The organism is Agrobacterium sp. 33MFTa1.1 (assembly GCF_004328495.1).
Taxonomy (GTDB): Bacteria; Pseudomonadota; Alphaproteobacteria; order Rhizobiales; family Rhizobiaceae; genus Agrobacterium; species Agrobacterium pusense.
In genome coordinates this window covers 1,201,575-1,219,389 of sequence record NZ_CP036358.1, presented here as the reverse complement: position 1 = coordinate 1,219,389, position 17,815 = coordinate 1,201,575, and the positions used below count along the sequence as shown (strand labels likewise).

Here is a 17,815-nt window from a genome sequence, read left to right as displayed (position 1 = left end):
CCATGGCGCGATATGTATTCATCACAGGCGGCGTGGTCTCCTCTCTCGGTAAGGGCATCGCAGCTGCTGCACTCGGAGCTTTGCTGCAATCCCGTGGTTATCGGGTGCGGCTTCGCAAACTCGACCCCTATCTGAACGTCGATCCCGGCACCATGAGCCCGACACAGCACGGCGAAGTGTTCGTGACTGACGACGGTGCCGAGACGGACCTCGACCTTGGCCACTATGAGCGCTTTACCGGGCGTTCGGCCACCAAGACCGACAACATCACCACCGGTCGCATTTACAAGAACATCATCGACAAGGAACGGCGCGGCGATTATCTCGGCGCAACGGTTCAGGTCATTCCGCATGTCACCAACGAGATCAAAGATTTCGTGATCGAAGGCAATGACGATTACGACTTCGTCATCTGCGAGATTGGCGGCACGGTGGGTGACATCGAGGCGATGCCGTTCATGGAAGCGATCCGTCAGCTCGGCAACGACCTGCCGCGCGGCACGGCGATCTATCTTCACCTGACGCTGATGCCCTATATTCCGGCGGCAGGCGAATTGAAGACCAAGCCGACCCAGCACTCCGTCAAGGAACTGCAGGCACTCGGCATTCACCCCGACATCCTTTTGGTGCGCGCCGACCGGGAAATCCCGGAAGCGGAACGACGCAAGCTTTCGCTGTTCTGCAACGTGCGTCCCTCCGCCGTCATCCAGGCGCTGGATGTGGCGAATATCTATGACGTTCCGATTGCCTACCACAAGGAAGGCCTCGATTCGGAAGTGCTGGCCGCTTTCGGCATCGAGCCGGCGCCTAAGCCGCGTCTGGAGCAGTGGGAAGAGGTCTGCAACCGTATCCGCACGCCGGAAGGCGAAGTGACGATTGCGATCGTCGGCAAATATACCGGCCTCAAGGACGCGTATAAGTCGCTGATCGAGGCGCTGCATCACGGCGGCTTCGCCAACCGCGTCAAGGTCAAGCTCGAGTGGATCGAGTCGGAAGTCTTCGAAAAGGAAGATCCGACGCCATATCTTGAAAAGGTCAACGGCATTCTGGTGCCGGGCGGCTTTGGCGAGCGCGGTTCGGAAGGCAAGATCATGGCGGCGCAGTTTGCGCGTGAGCGCAACGTGCCCTATTTCGGCATCTGCTTTGGCATGCAGATGGCGGTCGTGGAAGCGGCGCGTCATCTGGCCGGCATCGAAAATGCCTCTTCGACCGAATTCGGTCCGACGTCCGAGCCGGTTGTCGGCCTCATGACCGAATGGGTGAAGGGCAATGAGCTCGAAAAGCGCTCCTCCAAGGGTGATCTCGGCGGCACGATGCGCCTCGGCGCCTATAAGGCGGCGCTGAAGAAGGATACCAAGATCGCCGAGATTTATGGCTCCACGGATATTTCCGAGCGCCACCGTCACCGCTACGAGGTGAACGTGGACTACAAGGACCGGCTGGAAGAATGCGGCCTCGTCTTCTCCGGCATGTCTCCGGATGGTGTGCTGCCGGAAACGGTGGAATATCCTGATCATCCGTGGTTCATCGGCGTTCAGTACCATCCGGAATTGAAGAGCCGCCCGCTCGACCCGCATCCGCTTTTCGCCAGCTTCATCGAAGCGGCGGTGGAACAGAGCCGGCTGGTTTGACGGTTTGAAAGATTGTGAAGAGGGCCGCGAAAGCGGCCCTTTTTTATTGTGGGAAGTCTGGACATCTCCTCCGTCACCCGGACTTGATCCGGGGTCCAGTGCGATCAAGTCTTTGATCGCAAAAGACTCTTTTCACGGCGCAGACGCGCCGTGGCTGGATGCCGGATCTAGTCCGGCATGACGGAGAACTCTTCCCCGACTGACCATCCTGAGATTCGTTCGGAATGGGCTTGTCTTTAGTTGAGCAAACAAAAAAAACGGGCCCGAAGGCCCGTTTTGCATTCCACCAAAATTCAAACAGGCTTACTTCGGCCCGATCATGTTCTCCGGGCGCACATACTGGTCGAATTCCTCGTTGGTGAGGTATCCGCCACCAACGGCTTCCTCGCGCAGGGTCGTGCCGTTCTTGTGGGCGGTCTTGGCGATCTTGGCGCAGATGTCGTAGCCGAGCTTACCGTTCAGTGCCGTCACCAGCATGAGCGAGTTTTCGACGCCCTTCTTGATGTTGTCTTCGCGGGCCTCGATGCCGACGACGCAATTGTCGGTGAAGGAGACGGCCGCGTCGCCCAGAAGCTGGACGGACTGCAGGAAGTTATAGGCCATCATCGGGTTATAGACGTTGAGCTCGAAGTGGCCCTGCGAACCGGCGAAGGAGAGCGCTGCATTGTTGCCGAAGATGTGGGCGCAAACCTGCGTCAGTGCTTCCGACTGGGTAGGGTTGACCTTGCCCGGCATGATGGACGAGCCGGGCTCGTTTTCCGGCAGCGAGAGTTCGCCGAGACCGGCGCGGGGGCCGGAGCCGAGGAAGCGGATGTCGTTGGCGATCTTGAAGAGTGCCGCTGCTGCCGCGTTGATCGCGCCATGCGAGAAGACCATGGAATCATGCGAGGCGAGCGCTTCGAACTTGTTAGGCGCGGTGACGAAGGAAAGGCCGGTAATCTTCGAAATTTCCTCGGCTACCTTTTCGGCAAAACCAACAGGGGCATTGAGGCCCGTGCCGACGGCCGTGCCGCCCTGGGCGAGCTTGGAAAGCGCGGGCAGGGTGGTTTCGATGTTGGCGATGGCGGAGGCGACCTGCGCGGCGTAACCGGAGAATTCCTGGCCGAGCGTCAGCGGCGTTGCATCCTGCGTGTGGGTGCGGCCGATCTTGATGATCTTTTCGAACTGCTTGACCTTGGCTTCCAGCGCCTTGTGCAGGTGCTTCAGGCTCGGCAGCAGGTGGTGAACGATCTGCTCGACGCAGGCGATGTGCATCGCCGTCGGATAGGTGTCGTTCGAAGACTGGCTCATGTTGACGTGGTCGTTGGGATGAACCGGCTTCTTGCTGCCCATTTCGCCGCCGAGCATCTCGATTGCGCGGTTGGAAATCACCTCATTGGCGTTCATGTTGGATTGGGTGCCGGAGCCGGTCTGCCAGACGACGAGCGGGAAATGCTCAGTCAGCTTGCCGTCGATGACTTCCTGTGCGGCGGCGATGATGGCTTCACCGATCTTCGGGTCGAGGCCGGCAAGCGCCATGTTGGCACGGGCGGCGGCCTGCTTGACGATGCCGAGCGCGCGAACGACAGAGGCGGGCTGCTTTTCCCAGCCGATCTTGAAGTTGCCGAGCGAGCGCTGCGCCTGCGCGCCCCAGTAGCGATCGGCCTGAACTTCAATAGGGCCAAATGTATCGGTTTCCGTCCGTGTGGCTGTCATCAATCTTGCCTTTTTACTCGTGTTCCTCCGCCAAAACGGCGCCTTCGCCCGCCTTGCGCGGCCGATATATAGAATCATCGCGGCGGCAAAGAAAGCCGCTGCAATGCGGCGCGGGAAGATATTTCCCGTCGTTCCGCGGCGATTTGCCTGCAGCGAATGCAGCAAGGCGAAAAACCCGGCCGCGTGGCATTTTTACTACGTCATGAAAAGGCAGGGAAACCGGGCTTGTACCGGGGCGGGCGCTCAAAGCAAAGTAAATGAAATAAATAGAAATTTAACCATTCTCACCAATTCTGGAAATTACGTTTTTATGGCTTTGGCTGTATTATGAGGTTCATTTCGGCACGATTTTGGGCTTTGGGCGTTTTCTTTTCAACAGGCCGTTGATCGGCTAGACAGGCATGAAACTAATGCCCGCCGTTTTCCCGGTGGTGCTGGGTGCTACGAGGATCAAATTGCAAGTCACATCTGGAAAATCATCGGCAGCACTGGTGCTGGCTCTCGGTCTTTCCGTTTCCACCGCTCTTCCCGGCACCGCCGGTGCGGTGACTCTGATGGACCTCCTGCGCGGCGGGCCCGGCAAGATCGCGCGGGATCGCGGCGAGTTGCCGCCGGCCGGCATCGTCACCTCGCCATCCGGCTCCGGATCGGGCGCCGGTCAGAGTGCTGATGCTTCCGATCCCGAGCCTTTGCCCCGCGTTTCCGGCCCACGCTATTATGATTACAAGGCGGATACAGCCCGGGCGGTGAACACCGCGAATTTCGGCGAAGGCCTTGCCAATCTCAAGTTCAGCGCCACGCCCGAGATCGCCAAGGCGCTTGAGGCTTATTACGGCGCTGGCGGAAAGACGTTGTGGGTATCCGGTGGCGAACTGACCGAGCGCGCCAACGCCGCCATCGCTTTCCTGGAGACGGTTGGCGAAAGCGGTCTCGATCCCGCCGATTACAGCATTTCCGCACCGGCCAAGGATGTGACCGCGAGTATCAGCAGCAATGTTGCCGGCACCACATCGAACGGCACACCGGTCGAGACAGCTTCGGCGCCTGTTTCCGATGCCTATCAGCGGGCGCAGATGCAGTTCGAGCTGGCGCTGTCTGCCAAGGTTCTCGCCTATGTGCAGGATACGACCCGTGGCCGCGTCGATCCGAACCGGCTGTCCGGTTACCATGATTTCAAGCGCAAGACGGTGAACCTCGCTCCCGTGCTGAAGCTTGCTGGCCTTAGCCCAGATGTGGCCGCTTATCTGCGCAGCCGCGAGCCCTCCAGCGCCGAGTATCAGGCGCTGAAGGCAGAGCTTGCCCGCCTGCGTGGCGAGGGCGATGCCGCCCATGTCGTTCGTGTTCCCGCCGATCTGGTGCTGAAGCCCGGCAACAGCAGCGCTGACATGGCGAGTGTCGTCAAGGCTATCGAACATCGGGCTTCTCCCGCCTTCAAGGCGGAACATGCCGCAACGATCTCCGCTTACCAGCAGACGCCGGATTACACGCCCGATCTCGTCGATCTGGTGAAGGCGTTCCAGAGCGAAAATGGCCTGAAGGCGGATGGCGTCATCGGTCGTGCGACCGTGCGCGCCATGGTCGGCGAAAGCAACGACGCGAAGATCGCCAAGGTGCAGGTGGCCATGGAGCAGATCCGCTGGCTGCCGGCCGATCTCGGCCAGCGTTATGTCTTCATCAACCAGCCCGCCTTCATGGCCTATTACCACAATGATGGCGTCGAACAGTTCGGCATGAAGGTCGTGGTCGGCTCCAAGGCCAACCAGACCTATTTCTTCCAGGACGAGATTCAGACCGTCGAGTTCAACCCCTATTGGGGCGTACCGCAGTCGATCATCATCAACGAAATGCTGCCGAAGCTGCGCCGTGACCCATCATACCTCGATCGCCTGGGTTACGAAGTGCAGGTGAACGGGCGCGCCGTGTCGTCCTCCAGCGTCAACTGGTATGGCTCGACCAACGCCGTTTCCGTGCGCCAGCCGCCGAGCAGCGACAATGCGCTGGGCGACCTGAAAATCCTCTTCCCCAACGCACATGCCATCTACATGCATGACACGCCGGCCAAAAGCTTCTTCAACCGCGACATGCGGGCGCTGAGCCACGGCTGTATCCGCCTGGTCGACCCGCGCCGCATGGCGGCTGCCGTTCTCGGCACCAGCGTTGACAAGGTTGGCGAGCAGATTGCGTCAGGCAAGAACCGCGCCGTGCAGGTGCCGGAAAAGATTCCGGTTTATGTGGCCTATTTCACCGCCTGGCCGGATAAGGACGGCAAGGTCCAGTTCTTCGATGATGTCTATGATCGCGACAGCTACGTGCAGAAGGCCTTTGCGGTGACGACGAAGGCAAGGGCCAGCTCGATCTGATGGGTCGCACCTAGAAAAAGCGCCGGAAACGGCGCTTTTTTGTTCCGGCGATTGCGGTTCTGGCTACTGCTTGAAAAGTGCGAATGCGAGGGCGCCATCGTCATCGATCGTTGCAGCGCGGCTAAGCGCGTCTTCAAGCGATGATTTGCCGACTAGCAGTTCGTAAAACAACATATGGACGAAAAGTGGCGTCGCCGCACCGTCCGGGTAACCCGCCGAAGCAATGTAGGCTTTCGCGCCGCCTTCAATAAAGGCCTTCCCGAAAGCATCGTAGCCCGTGCAGCACGCCGTGCTGAAAATTACAGTGCCCGACAGGTGGACTTTTCCCAGAATTGCTTCAACAGGCAGGCTGCCCTCGCGCAATTTCAATTGGGTCACGTCGGGATTGATGTCTCCGATCACGAGGCCATTTTGATCGCCATGGCCGCTGATGATGAGATAGGGCGGCGGGTTATCAGGTTGATTCAGGCACGCCAGAATATCTTCCGGCGTTCCCGGGAGGTGCAGGCGAACCGCGGCTCCCAGGCTCTCCAATATAGCGCGCAAAAGTAGAGCTTCGCCTGTGTCGCCCACCGCGATGATGCTTACAGCCTTGCGCGGGAAAAAGAACTTTTCGTCGACCATCCCGATTTCGTCAGCACGCAGCACTCAAGCCGCAGCAGCGCCTCTTTCAATCAGCTTCGCGAACAAATCAGGTGTCAGGGCTTCGAAATCATCGATGACGACATCTGGCTCGAGCTCGGCCATCGGTATATCCGTGTAACCGAAGGTGACGCCGATGGAGGGCACGTTGGCGTTTTTCGCGGCGAGGATATCGTTGATGCTGTCGCCGACCATGATCGTGCGCGCCGGGTCACCATCGGCCTTTTCGATGGTCCCCAAGATATGGCGGGCGTCAGGCTTGCGGAATTCGAACGTGTCGCCACAGGTTATGGCCGCGAAATACGGCGTAAGGCCGAGTTTTTCGAGCAGCGGTACAGCGAGGACTGCGGTCTTGTTGGTGCAGACGGCAAGCGTGATGCCGGATTGCGAAAGCGCATCCAGGGTGTTGACGATGCCGGGGTAAGGGCGGCTTTCGCCGGGCATTTCAGCGCGGTAATGGGTGATGAAGCGTTCGTAGAGCGGATCGATTTCGGCTTCCGGCAGTTCCGTTTCGCGCAGTGCAAAGGCGCGCTTGATCATGACCCGTGCGCCCTGGCCGACGAGATGCGTCAGGTCGTCATAGGTGACGGGCGCAAGCCCGGCGGCGGCAATGGTATGGTTGAGGCTCGAGACGAGATCAGCGGCGGTATCGACCAGCGTACCGTCGAGATCGAAAATGGCGAGCGGGGAGAGCGGGCGGGATGTCACGGAAACGGCCTCTTGGAGAATGCGGGCTGAGCTATTCATGCTTTCATTCGCGCCAAGCCTAGGCAAAGCCTCCTGTCTTTGCAACCGCATCACAACGTTCTGTTCGTTGCCTTGAAAAAGGCTTTCGTTTGGCTTTCGACCCGTGTAAACAGCACGGCGACGACAAAGCTACCGGAGTTTCAGGCACATGGATGCCCGCCAGATGAAGATCAAGGCCGCCGAGGCCGCATTGTCCCATGTACAGGATGGGATGCGGCTCGGTATCGGCACGGGTTCGACGGCCGAGGAATTCGTCCGGCTTCTGGCCGAGAAGGTCGCCGCCGGCCTCAAGGTCGAGGGCGTGCCGACATCCGAGCGCACCGCGCGTCTGTGCGTCGAGCTTGGCGTTCCGCTGAAATCTCTCGATGAATTGCCGGAACTGGATCTGACCATTGACGGTGCGGATGAGGTTGACCACGCGTTGCGGCTCGTCAAGGGCGGCGGCGGTGCACTGCTGCGCGAGAAGATCGTCGCGGCGGCATCCGCACGCGTGATCGTCATCGCCGACCAGAGCAAGGTTGTGGAGACGCTGGGCGCCTTTCCTCTGCCCATCGAGATCAATCCGTTTGGCCAGGTTGCGAGCCGCATCGCCATCGAAAAGCTGGCATCGCGGTCCGGCCTGTCGGGTGACTTAAAGCTTCGCTCTTCCGGTGACGGCGTCTTCATGACGGATGGCGGACACCTTATTCTCGACGCATCTTTTGGCCGTATTCCTGATGCAGAAGCGCTAGCACGCGAGCTGAACACGATTCCCGGTGTCGTCGAGCACGGACTTTTCATAAATTTGGCATCGCTTGCCATTATCGCTGGCCCTGAAGGCGCCCGCGTGATGCAGGCAGTATAACAGGAGCGAGATTTTCATGATCAAACTAGCGGGACTGGGCAAAGCTGCCGCTGCTTCGATCCTCATTTCCGGCATCGTGTTCGGTACTGCCGCACGCGCCCAGGAAATTTCCGAAGCGCATGTTGCTGCCGCGCGGCAGGCGATCGCCTCTCTTGGCGTTACCGACCGTTTCGACGACATTCTGCCGGGACTGGCCGAACGTCTGAAGGCTGAACTTATTCAGGCTTCGCCGAATGTTCAGGATGCGATTACCGCGACGGTTGACGCCAAGGCGCTTGAGCTTGCACCGCGCCGCGCCGATCTCGAGCGTGAGGCCGCGCTGACCTATGCACGTGCTTTTTCGGTCGAGGAACTGAACGCCATCTCCACCTTCTACAGCAGCGAAGCTGGCAAGAAGCTGTTGAAGGACGGCCCGATTGCGACCCGCGAACTGATGAAGGCTGCCGATATCTGGGCCGCCGGTATCAACCGCGATCTCAACGCTGCCAGCATGACCGAACTGCAGAAGGTCGCCGGCGCTGATCTGAAGCCGCTTCCGGCGGATCACAATGCCACGGGTGGCGCTCCGGCTGCCAAGCCATAAGGCGCTTTTCCAGGTTCAGAAATATTCAAAGCCCGGCCGCAAGACCGGGCTTTTCATTTGTGCGCCGCAGCACCTATATGTGGCGTGAATGCACCGCTGCCCGTTTGCGGCTGATGGCGGTTTTGATCAGGGGTTTTGACTATGACAGCTTATGACTACGATCTCTTCGTCATCGGTGGCGGTTCCGGCGGCGTGCGCAGCGGCCGTGTGGCTGCCTCGCTCGGCAAGCGCGTGGCGATCGCCGAGGAATACCGCTATGGCGGCACCTGCGTCATCCGCGGCTGCGTGCCGAAGAAGCTGTTCGTCTACGCCTCGCAGTTCCCCGAGCATTTCGGGGATTCCGAAGGTTTCGGCTGGAGCGTCGGCGAGCGCAGCTTCGACTGGAAAAAGCTGATCGCGGCGAAGGACAAGGAAATCACCCGTCTCGAAGGGCTCTACCGTAAGGGTCTGGAAAACGCCAAGGCCGATATTTTCGACAGCCGGGCGGAACTCGTGGATGCCCATACCGTCAAGCTGACGAAAACCGGAGAAACCTTCACCGCCGAGCGCATCGTCATCGCTGTCGGCGGCACGCCGAACGAACACAAGGCGCTGCCCGGCCATGAGTTGACGATTTCGTCCAACGAGGCTTTCGATCTCGTGGAGCTGCCGAAATCGATCCTGATTGCCGGCGGCGGTTACATCGCGGTCGAATTTGCCAATATCTTCCACGGGCTCGGCGTTGAAACGACATTGATCTATCGCGGCAAGGAAATCCTGTCGCGCTTCGATCAGGATATGCGCAAGGGCCTGCATGAGGCGATGGAGGCCAAGGGCATCCGCATCATTCTGGAAGACATCATCGAGGAAGTCAGCAAGGATGGCGCCGGCGGTTTCGTGGCCCGCACCAAGCAGGGCGCTTCGCTGCATGTGGGCCTGGTGATGCTGGCGCTTGGCCGCGATCCGAATACCAAGGGGCTCGGTCTCGAGAATGCCGGTGTGGAGGTGGACGCCCGCGGCGCGATCGTCGTTGACGATTATTCGCGCACGAACGTGCCCAGCATCTTCGCACTTGGCGACGTCACCGACCGGGTACAACTGACGCCGGTGGCGATCCACGAGGCGATGTGCTTCATCGAGACGGAATACAAGAACAACCCGACCAAGCCGGATCACGAGCTGATTGCGACGGCGGTATTCTCGCAGCCGGAAATCGGCACTGTCGGCCTTTCGGAAGAGGAAGCCGGCAAGAAATATCCGGAACTGGAAGTCTATCGCGCCCAGTTCCGTCCGATGAAGGCGACGCTATCTGGTCGTCAGGAGAAAACGATCATGAAGCTGATCGTCAATGCCGCTGACCGCAAGGTCGTCGGCGTGCATATCCTCGGCCATGAGGCCGGCGAGATGGCGCAGCTTCTCGGCATCACGCTGAAAGCCGGCTGCACGAAGGATGACTTCGACCGCACCATGGCCGTTCACCCAACGGCGGCAGAGGAACTGGTGACGATGTATTCGCCGAGCTATCGCGTCGTAAACGGCGAGCGGGTCTAGCTCATCTTCCGCTCCGGCTTCCAGCTCGTCTCTGCCTGATAATGGCGGCTGCCATCGAATAACACCTCGTTGCCCTTCAGGAGAGCGACGAGGCGATCTATGGCGAGCCGCATTTCCGGGGCGTGCCGGTCGTCGTCGTTGACGATGATCCAGAGCGGATGGGACAGTTCCTCGATGATCTCGCCGTCGCGGACGAGGCCGGGGACGTTGTCACCAATAAAGCAGGGCAGGACGCCTTTTCCGGCCCCGCTCTGGATCAGGCTCGGCAAAAGGGCAGGGGCATTCGTCCAGGTGTGGATCAGCGGTTCCCGATGCCGGAACACCCATTTTTCGGCGTCGGATTTCGCGACCTCGGTGCCGATCGAAATCCATTGCTCAACATTCTTGCCTGAGCTGTCGCGCGCGCGATAGGCGCAATAGGCAACGTCGACCGATTTCCGGACGGCGAAATTCCCGGCGGCTGGCCTGACGTGCCTGATCGCGATCATGCCGCGCTTGTAGGTCAACTCGTCGTCATTCTCACATTGCTTGCAGCACAGGCGGAAAGCGTCCGACGGGCCGCGAATGGCCGCCGCATTGGTGGCTATGAATCCGGCAATCCAGATGTCACTCGACAGAGAAACGATCGGTAGCGAAAAAGCGTCGCTGTGCCATTGAGTGATTTCCGCCGCGCTGTTGCGCATGGACCTTACCTTCTCGAACAGGACCTGGCCGTCCGGTGCGAGCCGGTATCCGTTCTGACTCCGAATAAAGAGCGTTCGCCCCATTTTGCGTTCAAGAAGCATCATCTTTCGGCCAATCGTCGGCGCACTGAGCCCGGCTTTACCCGCCGCGCCGGCGAGGCCGCCCTCTGTGGCGACAATGTCGAAAAGCCTCAACTCGTCCCAGTCCACTTCTGTCACGGCATCCTCTCCACATCATGGCAGCATCTTAGCCGCATCAGGGCCTGTCTTCTCCGTTCAGATATGAAACGGGTCTTTCAGTCCTGCCTCTATGCTTGCTGCAGGGCGCAACCTAACTCGTCTCCAACAAAGGAGACAGACATGTTACCCGAAACCATGTTCCTTATGGAGAAGATTAGACACATGGAAATCCGCCACGGAAGAGGCGGGTGTGTTTCCGAATGGGAGAACTGGCCTTGCTCGCCACTGGACCGGCTTGTGGTGTTTCTCTTGCATCTGCCCCATTCCCTGCGCCGATATCTCTGCATCAAGCCCGGAAGTCGGTGACTTCGGAGGGATGGGCAACCATCCACGGAAACTATTTAAATCGTTTGAAATCATTTTTCTCCTTCATGGCGGATCAAAACAGTCCGAAAGAGGGCGGGCGGCGCGCGGATGTCTATGCAAAGCCTGTGCTTGGAGCTATAAGCCGCTCAAATTTCCGAGGCGGTCGCGCGGCGCTTGCGCGGTCGAAAGAAGGGTAAGAACATGGCACAGAATTGGACCCCCGGCAGCTGGCGGCAGAAACCGATCCAGCAGGTTCCCGAATATCCTGATGCGGCAGCGCTTGCGGCAACGGAAGCCACGCTTGCAACCTATCCGCCGCTGGTATTTGCCGGTGAGGCCCGCCGCCTCAAGAAGCAGCTTGCCAATGTGGCGGAAGGCAACGCCTTCCTGCTGCAGGGCGGCGATTGCGCCGAGAGCTTCCTCGAGCACGGCGCGGACAATATCCGTGACTTCTTCCGTGCCTTCCTGCAGATGGCCGTGGTGCTGACCTATGGCGCACAGCTGCCAGTCGTAAAGGTGGGACGCATTGCCGGCCAGTTCGCCAAGCCGCGCTCTTCCAACGTGGAAGTGCAGGATGGCGTGACGCTGCCGTCCTACCGCGGTGACATCATCAACGGCATCGAATTCAACGAAGCCTCGCGCATTCCGAGCCCGGAGCGCCAGCTCGACGCCTATCGCCAGTCGGCGGCGACGCTGAACCTGCTGCGCGCTTTCGCAATGGGCGGTTATGCCAACCTCGAAAACGTTCACCAGTGGATGCTCGGCTTCATCAAGGACAGCCCGCAGGCCGACCGTTACCGCAAGCTGGCCGACCGAATCTCCGAAACCATGGACTTCATGAAGGCCATCGGCATCAGCGCGGACAGCAATCCGAGCCTGCGCGAGACCGACTTCTTCACCAGCCATGAGGCGTTGCTGCTTGGTTACGAAGAAGCCTTGACCCGTATCGATTCCACCTCTGGTGACTGGTACGCCACGTCGGGCCACATGATCTGGATCGGTGACCGCACACGTCAGCTCGACCATGCGCATGTGGAATATTTCCGCGGCATCAAGAACCCGATCGGCCTGAAATGTGGTCCGTCGCTGACGCCCGACAATCTGATCGAGCTGATCGACGCGCTGAACCCGGCAAACGAGGCCGGCCGTCTGACGCTGATTTGCCGTTTCGGCCATGACAAGGTGGCGGACAGCCTGCCGAAGCTCATCCGTGCTGTCGAGAAGGAAGGCCGCAAGGTCGTCTGGTCCTGCGATCCGATGCATGGCAACACGATCACGCTCAACCACTACAAGACGCGCCCGTTCGAGCGTATCCTGTCGGAGGTCGAAAGCTTCTTCCAGATCCACCGCGCCGAAGGCACGCATCCGGGCGGCATCCATATCGAGATGACCGGCAAGGACGTGACGGAGTGCACGGGTGGCGCGCGCGCCGTGACGGCGGATTCGTTGTCCGACCGTTACCACACCCATTGCGACCCGCGCCTCAATGCCGATCAGGCGCTGGAACTGGCGTTCCTGCTGTCAGAGCGCATGAAGAGCGGGCGCGACGAGAAGCGCCTGGCAATCGCCAGCGCTTGATGGAAGAGCTGAAAGTCTCTCTGCGCTTGCGCGAGGTCTGATCGTGCCGGACTGAAGATCTGGTCCGGCTTCGGGAGTGTGAGGCTCCCGCTCGCGGACGCTTCAGCCTCTGGTAATGATAAAGCCGCCGGATTTTCGGCGGCTATTTTTATCTGTGGCTATAGGCTTACTGTACCAGAGCCGGCTGCTGGCAGCGGACATCGGTAACACGAACATCGGCTTCGCCGATCTTGACGCCGAGAACCAGAAGCGTGTTGTAAAGCAGCGTATCAACCGGTGCGGTGACGAGGGACAGCGTGTTGGCGAGCGCCGTCTGGATGACGCCGAGGCCGCCAAGGTTGAGGAAGAGAATCCTGATGTCGAGATCAAGGTTCTTCAGCAGCGAGCTGACGAGCGTCGTGACGGTATCCTTCGTGGAGACGCTCTTGATCTTGCCCTGGGCAATATCCAGCTGCGTGAAGGTCAGCTTGGTCTTCGTCATGTTGGTGGCGTTGATGAGGGCGCTGCCGTTGACGGCAAGCAGGGCAGAATCCACGATTGCCGCCTTTGTCACGCGCGGGTCCCGTCCGAAATTGGCGAAGGCCGTGGTATCGACATTGCCAAGTGCAATTTCTGCAACGCCGGGAACAACTTCGACATCCACGGTTCCCTGTCCGCCGCCCGTGCAGCGAATGTCCGCAAGCCGGGCTTCCGCGTGGGCGACTTCCACATAAAGCGGGACATTGACCTTGAGGCCGGCGATTGCCTGGAGCCCATCCACCACGACATTGACCGCAAGGCGGGTCTGGGCGGTACGGACCACGGTGCCCTGGCCGCCAACGGCAAGCGAAGGCGTTTCGACCGGCGGCTGGCCGATGGCGAGTGTCACCTTGGCCGAGGCGAGGCCGAGAACATTAGCGCCGAGATCAAGCGCCAGCTGGTTGCCGCCATTACCGGCAACGGCTGCGGCATTGAGAAGGTCGAAGACGCTGGCATTGACCTTGAGATTTTCCCCGCTGCCAATGAGCTTTTCGGTGAAGGGGCCGAGATTGACGATTTCTTCTAGCTTGAGCTTGATGTTGCTCTTGCCGGCGGTTTTTTCCAATGTCTTCAAAACGGTGACGACGGCTGGCTGCAGGCCCGTCGTTTTCGTCAGCGCGTTCAGGAACTTGCCGTAGGTAATCTCCGTCTGCAGCACGTCCTTGTAGGTGCCGGCGGTGAGGCCAAGATCGATCGCTAGAGCTTCGACGACATGCAGCGCGTTGACATCGGCATCGACGAGGGCCTGATAGTCCATGAGCTTGAGCGAGACCGTGGTGCCGAGCAGACCGCCGAGCAGGCTGTTCAGGAGGCCGTCATTGAGGCTGGCAAGCCGCGATCCCACCGAAAACGCGGCGACTTTCTGAGATGAGGCGGTTCCGGCGGCCGAAATCCTTGGCGGCGTTGTAAAGGCCGAAGCGAAGAAGATCTGGCCCTTTTCGAAGATGTTTACTTTCACCGCATTGGTCGGCTGGGCGTTTTCGACGAACCGCTGTCCGACCGGGAGGCTGGCATCCGGTTCGTAATGGCCTTTGACAACCTCGGCGTAGCCGTGGGTTTTGGCAAACTCATTCCGGGGATCGAAAGGCTGCAGCCCGGTTGGCGTTAGCAGCCCCTGCGCCGTCCTGACGCCGAGGTCCAGGCCGTTGAGTGCAAAATATTGCTGCACCGTCTTTTCGGCGTCGGTGACGTTGGCTGCTGCCGAAATGGCCGCGAGATCGGCGGTCTGCTGCAATTGCCGCTTCTGCAGGGTCAGATAACCGTAATCGACGCCAATCGCCAGGATGCCGATAAAAAGCGGCGCCGTCAGGCCGGCGGAGATGGCGATGTTGCCGGCGCGATCCCTCAGGAAACCGGAGAGCAGGGAATGGATGGTCCTCATGTCATGCTCCTCCGATCCGGATGGTGGAAAAACGCCGGATGACCGGCTCGGGCAGGGTGTAGCTGTAGAGGCTCCAGATCGGCAGATCACGGGCGTCATATTCGACTTTCACCGTGAACTGGTTGGCATTGGCGGGATCAGTGGCGACGTCGACCGTGAAGTGTCTTTTATCCAGGAAGGCGTAGCCGAGATCGCTCTTGGCGACGAAATCCCGGGCGAGCTGCTGGCGCTCGGTTGTGTTAAGGCCGGCGACCGCCGTTCTTGCCGCGTCGGCGGCGATCTGCTGCACCGAATAGGCCGCCATCAGATAAATGCCGTAGGCAATCATGGTCAGGAGGACGAGAAAGAAGATTGGCGCGACAATGGCGAACTCGACAGCGTTCGAGCCGGACCGATCGCGAAGGAAACGCACTGCATTACGCATAAAGCACCCCCGTTCCTTAAGGCACCAAGGTTCGATGCCTTGATTTATTATTTTCGGAAATGCTAATTTATAGGTGTTAATTTTGTGTTGACGTGCGCTTATGGGTTGCAGGCCTGTGTAAACCTTCGCGTCTGCTTCAGATCAGGCGCAGGCCCTTGAAGCTGGCGTGGCCATCCTTGCCGATGATGATATGGTCGTGGACGGCGATACCGAGCGGCTTTGCCGTATCGATGATGGTCTTGGTCATCTCGATATCAGCACGCGACGGTGTCGGGTCGCCGCTCGGGTGATTATGTATTAAAATCAAGGCAGTAGCGGATAGTTCGAGAGCGCGGCGCACCACTTCGCGGGGATAGACCGGCGTGTGGTCCACGGTCCCGTGCCCCTGCACTTCGTCGGCGATGAGGACATTGCGCTTATCGAGGAACAGGATGCGGAACTGTTCGCGCGTTTCATGGGCCATGGCGGCGTGGCAATAATCGATGACCGAGGACCAGGAACTCAGAACCTGCTTGTTGCGGATTTCGCTTTTCAGCATGCGCTGGGAAACGGAGGCGACGAGTTTCAGGTCGAACGCCACGGCTTCGCCCACGCCCTTCACCTCCTGCAACAGCGGCAGAGGTGCGCCGAGTACACCGCCCAGCGTGCCGAAACGGGCAAGGAGCGCCTTGGCGATGGGCTTTGTGTCGCGCCGCGGTATCAGCCGGAACAGTAAAAGCTCCAGCAACTCATAATCGGCAAGCGCCGCGTCGCCGCCATCGCGATACCGCGCCCGCAGCCGGTCCCGGTGACCATGATAATGGGCGGCATCCGCCGGCGGCTCGATGACAGGCACCGGCTTCTTCACCGCATTTCGCGGCTCGGCGAAAAAACCGCGCTCGTCCGCCCCTTCGAAGAGATCGCCTTCGCCCGCCTGAAAGCCTGACGTCGTGGAAAGCTCGGCGGGAGGCGGGGCGGGGCGTCTTGCCATGGGCGGTCTGGCCTTATGAAGGGGTAAGCGGCGGCAGGCCCGGACGGTCGAAGCCGCCGGGCGACAGCGTGAAGATTTCGCAGCCGGTGGCCGTGACGCCAACGGCGTGTTCATATTGGGCGGACAGCGAACGGTCGCGCGTCACCGCCGTCCAGCCGTCGGAAAGCACTTTCACATGCGGTTTGCCAAGATTGATCATGGGCTCGATGGTGAAGATCATGCCTTCCCGGATTTCCGGACCTTCGTCCGGACGGCCGTAATGCAGGATGTTTGGCGTATCGTGGAACAGCCGCCCAACGCCGTGCCCGCAGAAATCGCGCACCACCGAGCAACGTTCGGCTTCCGCATAGGTCTGGATCGCCGCGCCGATCGCGCCGGTGCGCACACCGGGCTTTACAGCCGCGATACCACGCAGCAGGCACTCATAGGTCACTTCCATCAGCCGCTCGGCAGCGCGCTTGATCTGGCCGACCGGATACATGCGGCTTGAATCGCCGTGCCAGCCATCGAGCACATAGGTAACATCGATGTTGACGATATCGCCTTCCCGCAGCGGCTTTTCATCGGGAATGCCGTGGCAGACCACATGGTTGATCGAAGTGCAGACGGATTTGGTATAACCACGATAATTGAGCGTTGCCGGCAGCGCGCCGTGATCGGCGCCGAATTCGAAGACGAAACGGTCAATGGCGTCCGTTGTCACACCCGGCTTGACGATTGCGGCGAGTTCATCGAGACAACGCGCCGTCAGCTGGCACGCCTTGCGCATGCCGTCGAAATCCTCAGGGGTGTAGAGGCGGATGACGCCTGTATTCTTGAGGGGGGCGGAGGCGGCGTCGATATAGGTGACCATCATAGTGCTTTCTGTCTCTTTACGTCCCTGTTCATAAAACAGCCGGACGCCACTCGTCCATCTTAACCGTTCCGTTGACTGAAATTTGTGCCGGGGTGACCGCGCATTTCACGGCATAAGCCTCCACGCCCCGCGCCATTGCCCGTTGGAAAGCCAGCGCATAGACCGGATCGAGATCGTCGCAGATGCGCATCCGGTCGCAATCGCCGCGCTGGATGAGATAAAGCATCACCGCCCGGTGACCGGCTTCCGCTGCATCGCCCAGTTCCTCGAGATGCTTTGCGCCGCGTTTGGTGGCGGTATCGGGGAATTCTGCAAGGCCCTTCTCGCGCATGAAATGCACGTTCTTGACTTCCACATAGGCGTCCGGCCGACCGGGTTCGGATAGCAGGAAATCAATGCGGGAATTGCGCCCGTATTTCTGTTCTCGGCGGATTATCGAATAGCCGGCGAGTTCCGGGATACGGCCGTTCAGGATCGCCTCTTCCGCCAGCCGGTTCGGCATGCCGGTATTGATGCCGACGACGGTGCCGTCGGCCTCGACCATTTCCAGCATATGACGGTATTTGCGGGTGGGGCTGTCATGCTGCGACAGCCAGATGCGGGAACCCGGCGTCGTCAGCCCACGCATGGAGCCGGTGTTGGGGCAGGACCCGGTTATCGCCGTGCCGTCTTCCAGAACTGCGTCAAAGAGGAAACGTTTGTAGCGGGAGATCAGCGTTGCGGGAACGAGCGGGGGCGTGAAGAACATGATGCCTTGAGGTAAGCTTGCGTGTTTGCAGGGTCTTTTTATCCCTCATCCCTGTGCTTGTCACAGAGAACCAGCCAG

The 17,815-nt window shown here is 59.9% G+C and carries 16 protein-coding genes; 7 read left to right on the top strand and 9 right to left on the bottom strand.

What is annotated here, in order from left to right:
• Positions 1–2 precede the first annotated feature (2 nt).
• Entirely contained in the window at positions 3–1,631 is a 1,629-nt protein-coding gene (gene pyrG / locus EYD00_RS06165; RefSeq protein WP_006697393.1) for a CTP synthase, read from the top strand.
• Between the two features lie 303 nt (positions 1,632–1,934).
• Here the strand turns inward: pyrG and fumC are convergent, their stop codons facing one another.
• Positions 1,935–3,326 carry a class II fumarate hydratase gene (fumC, locus tag EYD00_RS06160; RefSeq protein WP_004441998.1) on the bottom strand — a complete coding sequence of 464 codons (1,392 nt, stop codon included), beginning with the start codon at positions 3,324–3,326 and terminating at the stop codon, positions 1,935–1,937.
• Between fumC and EYD00_RS06155 the strand changes: the two genes are divergently transcribed.
• Both EYD00_RS06155 and EYD00_RS06150 read left to right on the top strand, forming a co-directional pair.
• Positions 3,316–3,657 carry a hypothetical protein gene (locus tag EYD00_RS06155; protein WP_125270496.1) on the top strand — a complete coding sequence of 114 codons (342 nt, stop codon included), beginning with the start codon at positions 3,316–3,318 and terminating at the stop codon, positions 3,655–3,657. The two genes, fumC and EYD00_RS06155, sit on opposite strands and share 11 nt — an antisense overlap.
• A 70-nt stretch (positions 3,658–3,727) precedes the next feature.
• Positions 3,728–5,686, top strand: a complete 1,959-nt coding sequence (locus EYD00_RS06150; RefSeq protein WP_286086108.1) for a L,D-transpeptidase family protein — start codon at positions 3,728–3,730, stop codon at positions 5,684–5,686.
• 63 nt (positions 5,687–5,749) lie between these two features.
• On the opposite strand, the gene EYD00_RS06145 is transcribed toward EYD00_RS06150, so the two are convergent.
• Together EYD00_RS06145 and EYD00_RS06140 are read right to left on the bottom strand one after the other, a co-directional pair.
• Positions 5,750–6,310 carry a CHAT domain-containing protein gene (locus EYD00_RS06145; RefSeq protein WP_034499129.1) on the bottom strand — a complete coding sequence of 187 codons (561 nt, stop codon included), beginning with the start codon at positions 6,308–6,310 and terminating at the stop codon, positions 5,750–5,752.
• Positions 6,311–6,334: 24 nt separating this feature from the next.
• Positions 6,335–7,036 carry an HAD family hydrolase gene (locus EYD00_RS06140; protein ID WP_004441993.1) on the bottom strand — a complete coding sequence of 234 codons (702 nt, stop codon included), beginning with the start codon at positions 7,034–7,036 and terminating at the stop codon, positions 6,335–6,337.
• A 187-nt stretch (positions 7,037–7,223) separates the two neighbouring features.
• On the opposite strand from EYD00_RS06140, the gene rpiA reads away from it, so the two are divergent.
• From rpiA to gor, 3 genes are all read left to right on the top strand, one after another.
• Entirely contained in the window at positions 7,224–7,919 is a 696-nt protein-coding gene (gene rpiA, locus EYD00_RS06135; protein WP_004441991.1) for a ribose-5-phosphate isomerase RpiA, read from the top strand.
• Between the two features lie 16 nt (positions 7,920–7,935).
• The gene (locus EYD00_RS06130) at positions 7,936–8,502 is read left to right on the top strand and encodes a DUF2059 domain-containing protein (RefSeq protein ID WP_004441989.1); all 567 of its coding nucleotides are present in this window, start codon (positions 7,936–7,938) and stop codon (positions 8,500–8,502) included.
• A gap of 141 nt (positions 8,503–8,643) precedes the next feature.
• Positions 8,644–10,032, top strand: coding sequence for a glutathione-disulfide reductase (gene gor, locus EYD00_RS06125; RefSeq protein ID WP_004441987.1), 1,389 nt, complete (start codon positions 8,644–8,646; stop codon positions 10,030–10,032).
• Here the strand turns inward: gor and EYD00_RS06120 are convergent.
• Entirely contained in the window at positions 10,029–10,934 is a 906-nt protein-coding gene (locus tag EYD00_RS06120) for a LysR family transcriptional regulator (RefSeq protein WP_004441984.1), read from the bottom strand. The two genes, gor and EYD00_RS06120, sit on opposite strands and share 4 nt — an antisense overlap.
• Positions 10,935–11,462: 528 nt before the next feature.
• On the opposite strand from EYD00_RS06120, the gene EYD00_RS06110 reads away from it, so the two are divergent.
• Complete coding sequence (locus EYD00_RS06110; protein WP_004441981.1) at positions 11,463–12,839, top strand: class II 3-deoxy-7-phosphoheptulonate synthase; 1,377 nt, start codon at positions 11,463–11,465, stop codon at positions 12,837–12,839.
• Positions 12,840–13,005: 166 nt separating this feature from the next.
• On the opposite strand, the gene EYD00_RS06105 is transcribed toward EYD00_RS06110, so the two are convergent.
• The 5 genes from EYD00_RS06105 to sfsA all read right to left on the bottom strand — a co-directional run bounded on the left by EYD00_RS06105 (position 13,006) and on the right by sfsA (position 17,737).
• A complete protein-coding gene (locus EYD00_RS06105; RefSeq protein WP_034498925.1) occupies positions 13,006–14,739 on the bottom strand; it encodes a TadG family pilus assembly protein in 1,734 nt (577 codons plus the stop codon).
• Position 14,740: 1 nt separating this feature from the next.
• Positions 14,741–15,163 carry a TadE/TadG family type IV pilus assembly protein gene (locus EYD00_RS06100; protein ID WP_004441978.1) on the bottom strand — a complete coding sequence of 141 codons (423 nt, stop codon included), beginning with the start codon at positions 15,161–15,163 and terminating at the stop codon, positions 14,741–14,743.
• 136 nt (positions 15,164–15,299) lie between these two features.
• Positions 15,300–16,133 (bottom strand): RadC family protein, encoded by an 834-nt coding sequence (gene radC, locus EYD00_RS06095; protein ID WP_004441977.1) that lies wholly within the window; start codon positions 16,131–16,133, stop codon positions 15,300–15,302.
• Between the two features lie 13 nt (positions 16,134–16,146).
• Positions 16,147–16,986 (bottom strand): type I methionyl aminopeptidase, encoded by an 840-nt coding sequence (map, locus tag EYD00_RS06090; RefSeq protein ID WP_006697403.1) that lies wholly within the window; start codon positions 16,984–16,986, stop codon positions 16,147–16,149.
• A gap of 31 nt (positions 16,987–17,017) precedes the next feature.
• A complete protein-coding gene (gene sfsA / locus EYD00_RS06085) occupies positions 17,018–17,737 on the bottom strand; it encodes a DNA/RNA nuclease SfsA (protein WP_004441973.1) in 720 nt (239 codons plus the stop codon).
• Positions 17,738–17,815: the final 78 nt, after the last annotated feature.

Excerpts from the sequence above, each read along its gene's own strand:
- EYD00_RS06105 (WP_034498925.1), bottom strand. The coding sequence starts at position 14,739 with ATGAGGACCATCCATTCCCTGCTCTCCGGTTTCCTGAGGGATCGCGCC.
- EYD00_RS06150 (WP_286086108.1), top strand. The coding sequence starts at position 3,728 with ATGAAACTAATGCCCGCCGTTTTCCCGGTGGTGCTGGGTGCTACGAGG.
- gor (WP_004441987.1), top strand. The coding sequence starts at position 8,644 with ATGACAGCTTATGACTACGATCTCTTCGTCATCGGTGGCGGTTCCGGC.
- rpiA (WP_004441991.1), top strand. The coding sequence starts at position 7,224 with ATGGATGCCCGCCAGATGAAGATCAAGGCCGCCGAGGCCGCATTGTCC.
- sfsA (WP_004441973.1), bottom strand. The coding sequence starts at position 17,737 with ATGTTCTTCACGCCCCCGCTCGTTCCCGCAACGCTGATCTCCCGCTAC.
- pyrG (WP_006697393.1), top strand. The coding sequence starts at position 3 with ATGGCGCGATATGTATTCATCACAGGCGGCGTGGTCTCCTCTCTCGGT.
- EYD00_RS06130 (WP_004441989.1), top strand. The coding sequence starts at position 7,936 with ATGATCAAACTAGCGGGACTGGGCAAAGCTGCCGCTGCTTCGATCCTC.
- EYD00_RS06110 (WP_004441981.1), top strand. The coding sequence starts at position 11,463 with ATGGCACAGAATTGGACCCCCGGCAGCTGGCGGCAGAAACCGATCCAG.
- EYD00_RS06100 (WP_004441978.1), bottom strand. The coding sequence starts at position 15,163 with ATGCGTAATGCAGTGCGTTTCCTTCGCGATCGGTCCGGCTCGAACGCT.
- EYD00_RS06145 (WP_034499129.1), bottom strand. The coding sequence starts at position 6,310 with ATGGTCGACGAAAAGTTCTTTTTCCCGCGCAAGGCTGTAAGCATCATC.
- map (WP_006697403.1), bottom strand. The coding sequence starts at position 16,986 with ATGGTCACCTATATCGACGCCGCCTCCGCCCCCCTCAAGAATACAGGC.
- fumC (WP_004441998.1), bottom strand. The coding sequence starts at position 3,326 with ATGACAGCCACACGGACGGAAACCGATACATTTGGCCCTATTGAAGTT.
- radC (WP_004441977.1), bottom strand. The coding sequence starts at position 16,133 with ATGGCAAGACGCCCCGCCCCGCCTCCCGCCGAGCTTTCCACGACGTCA.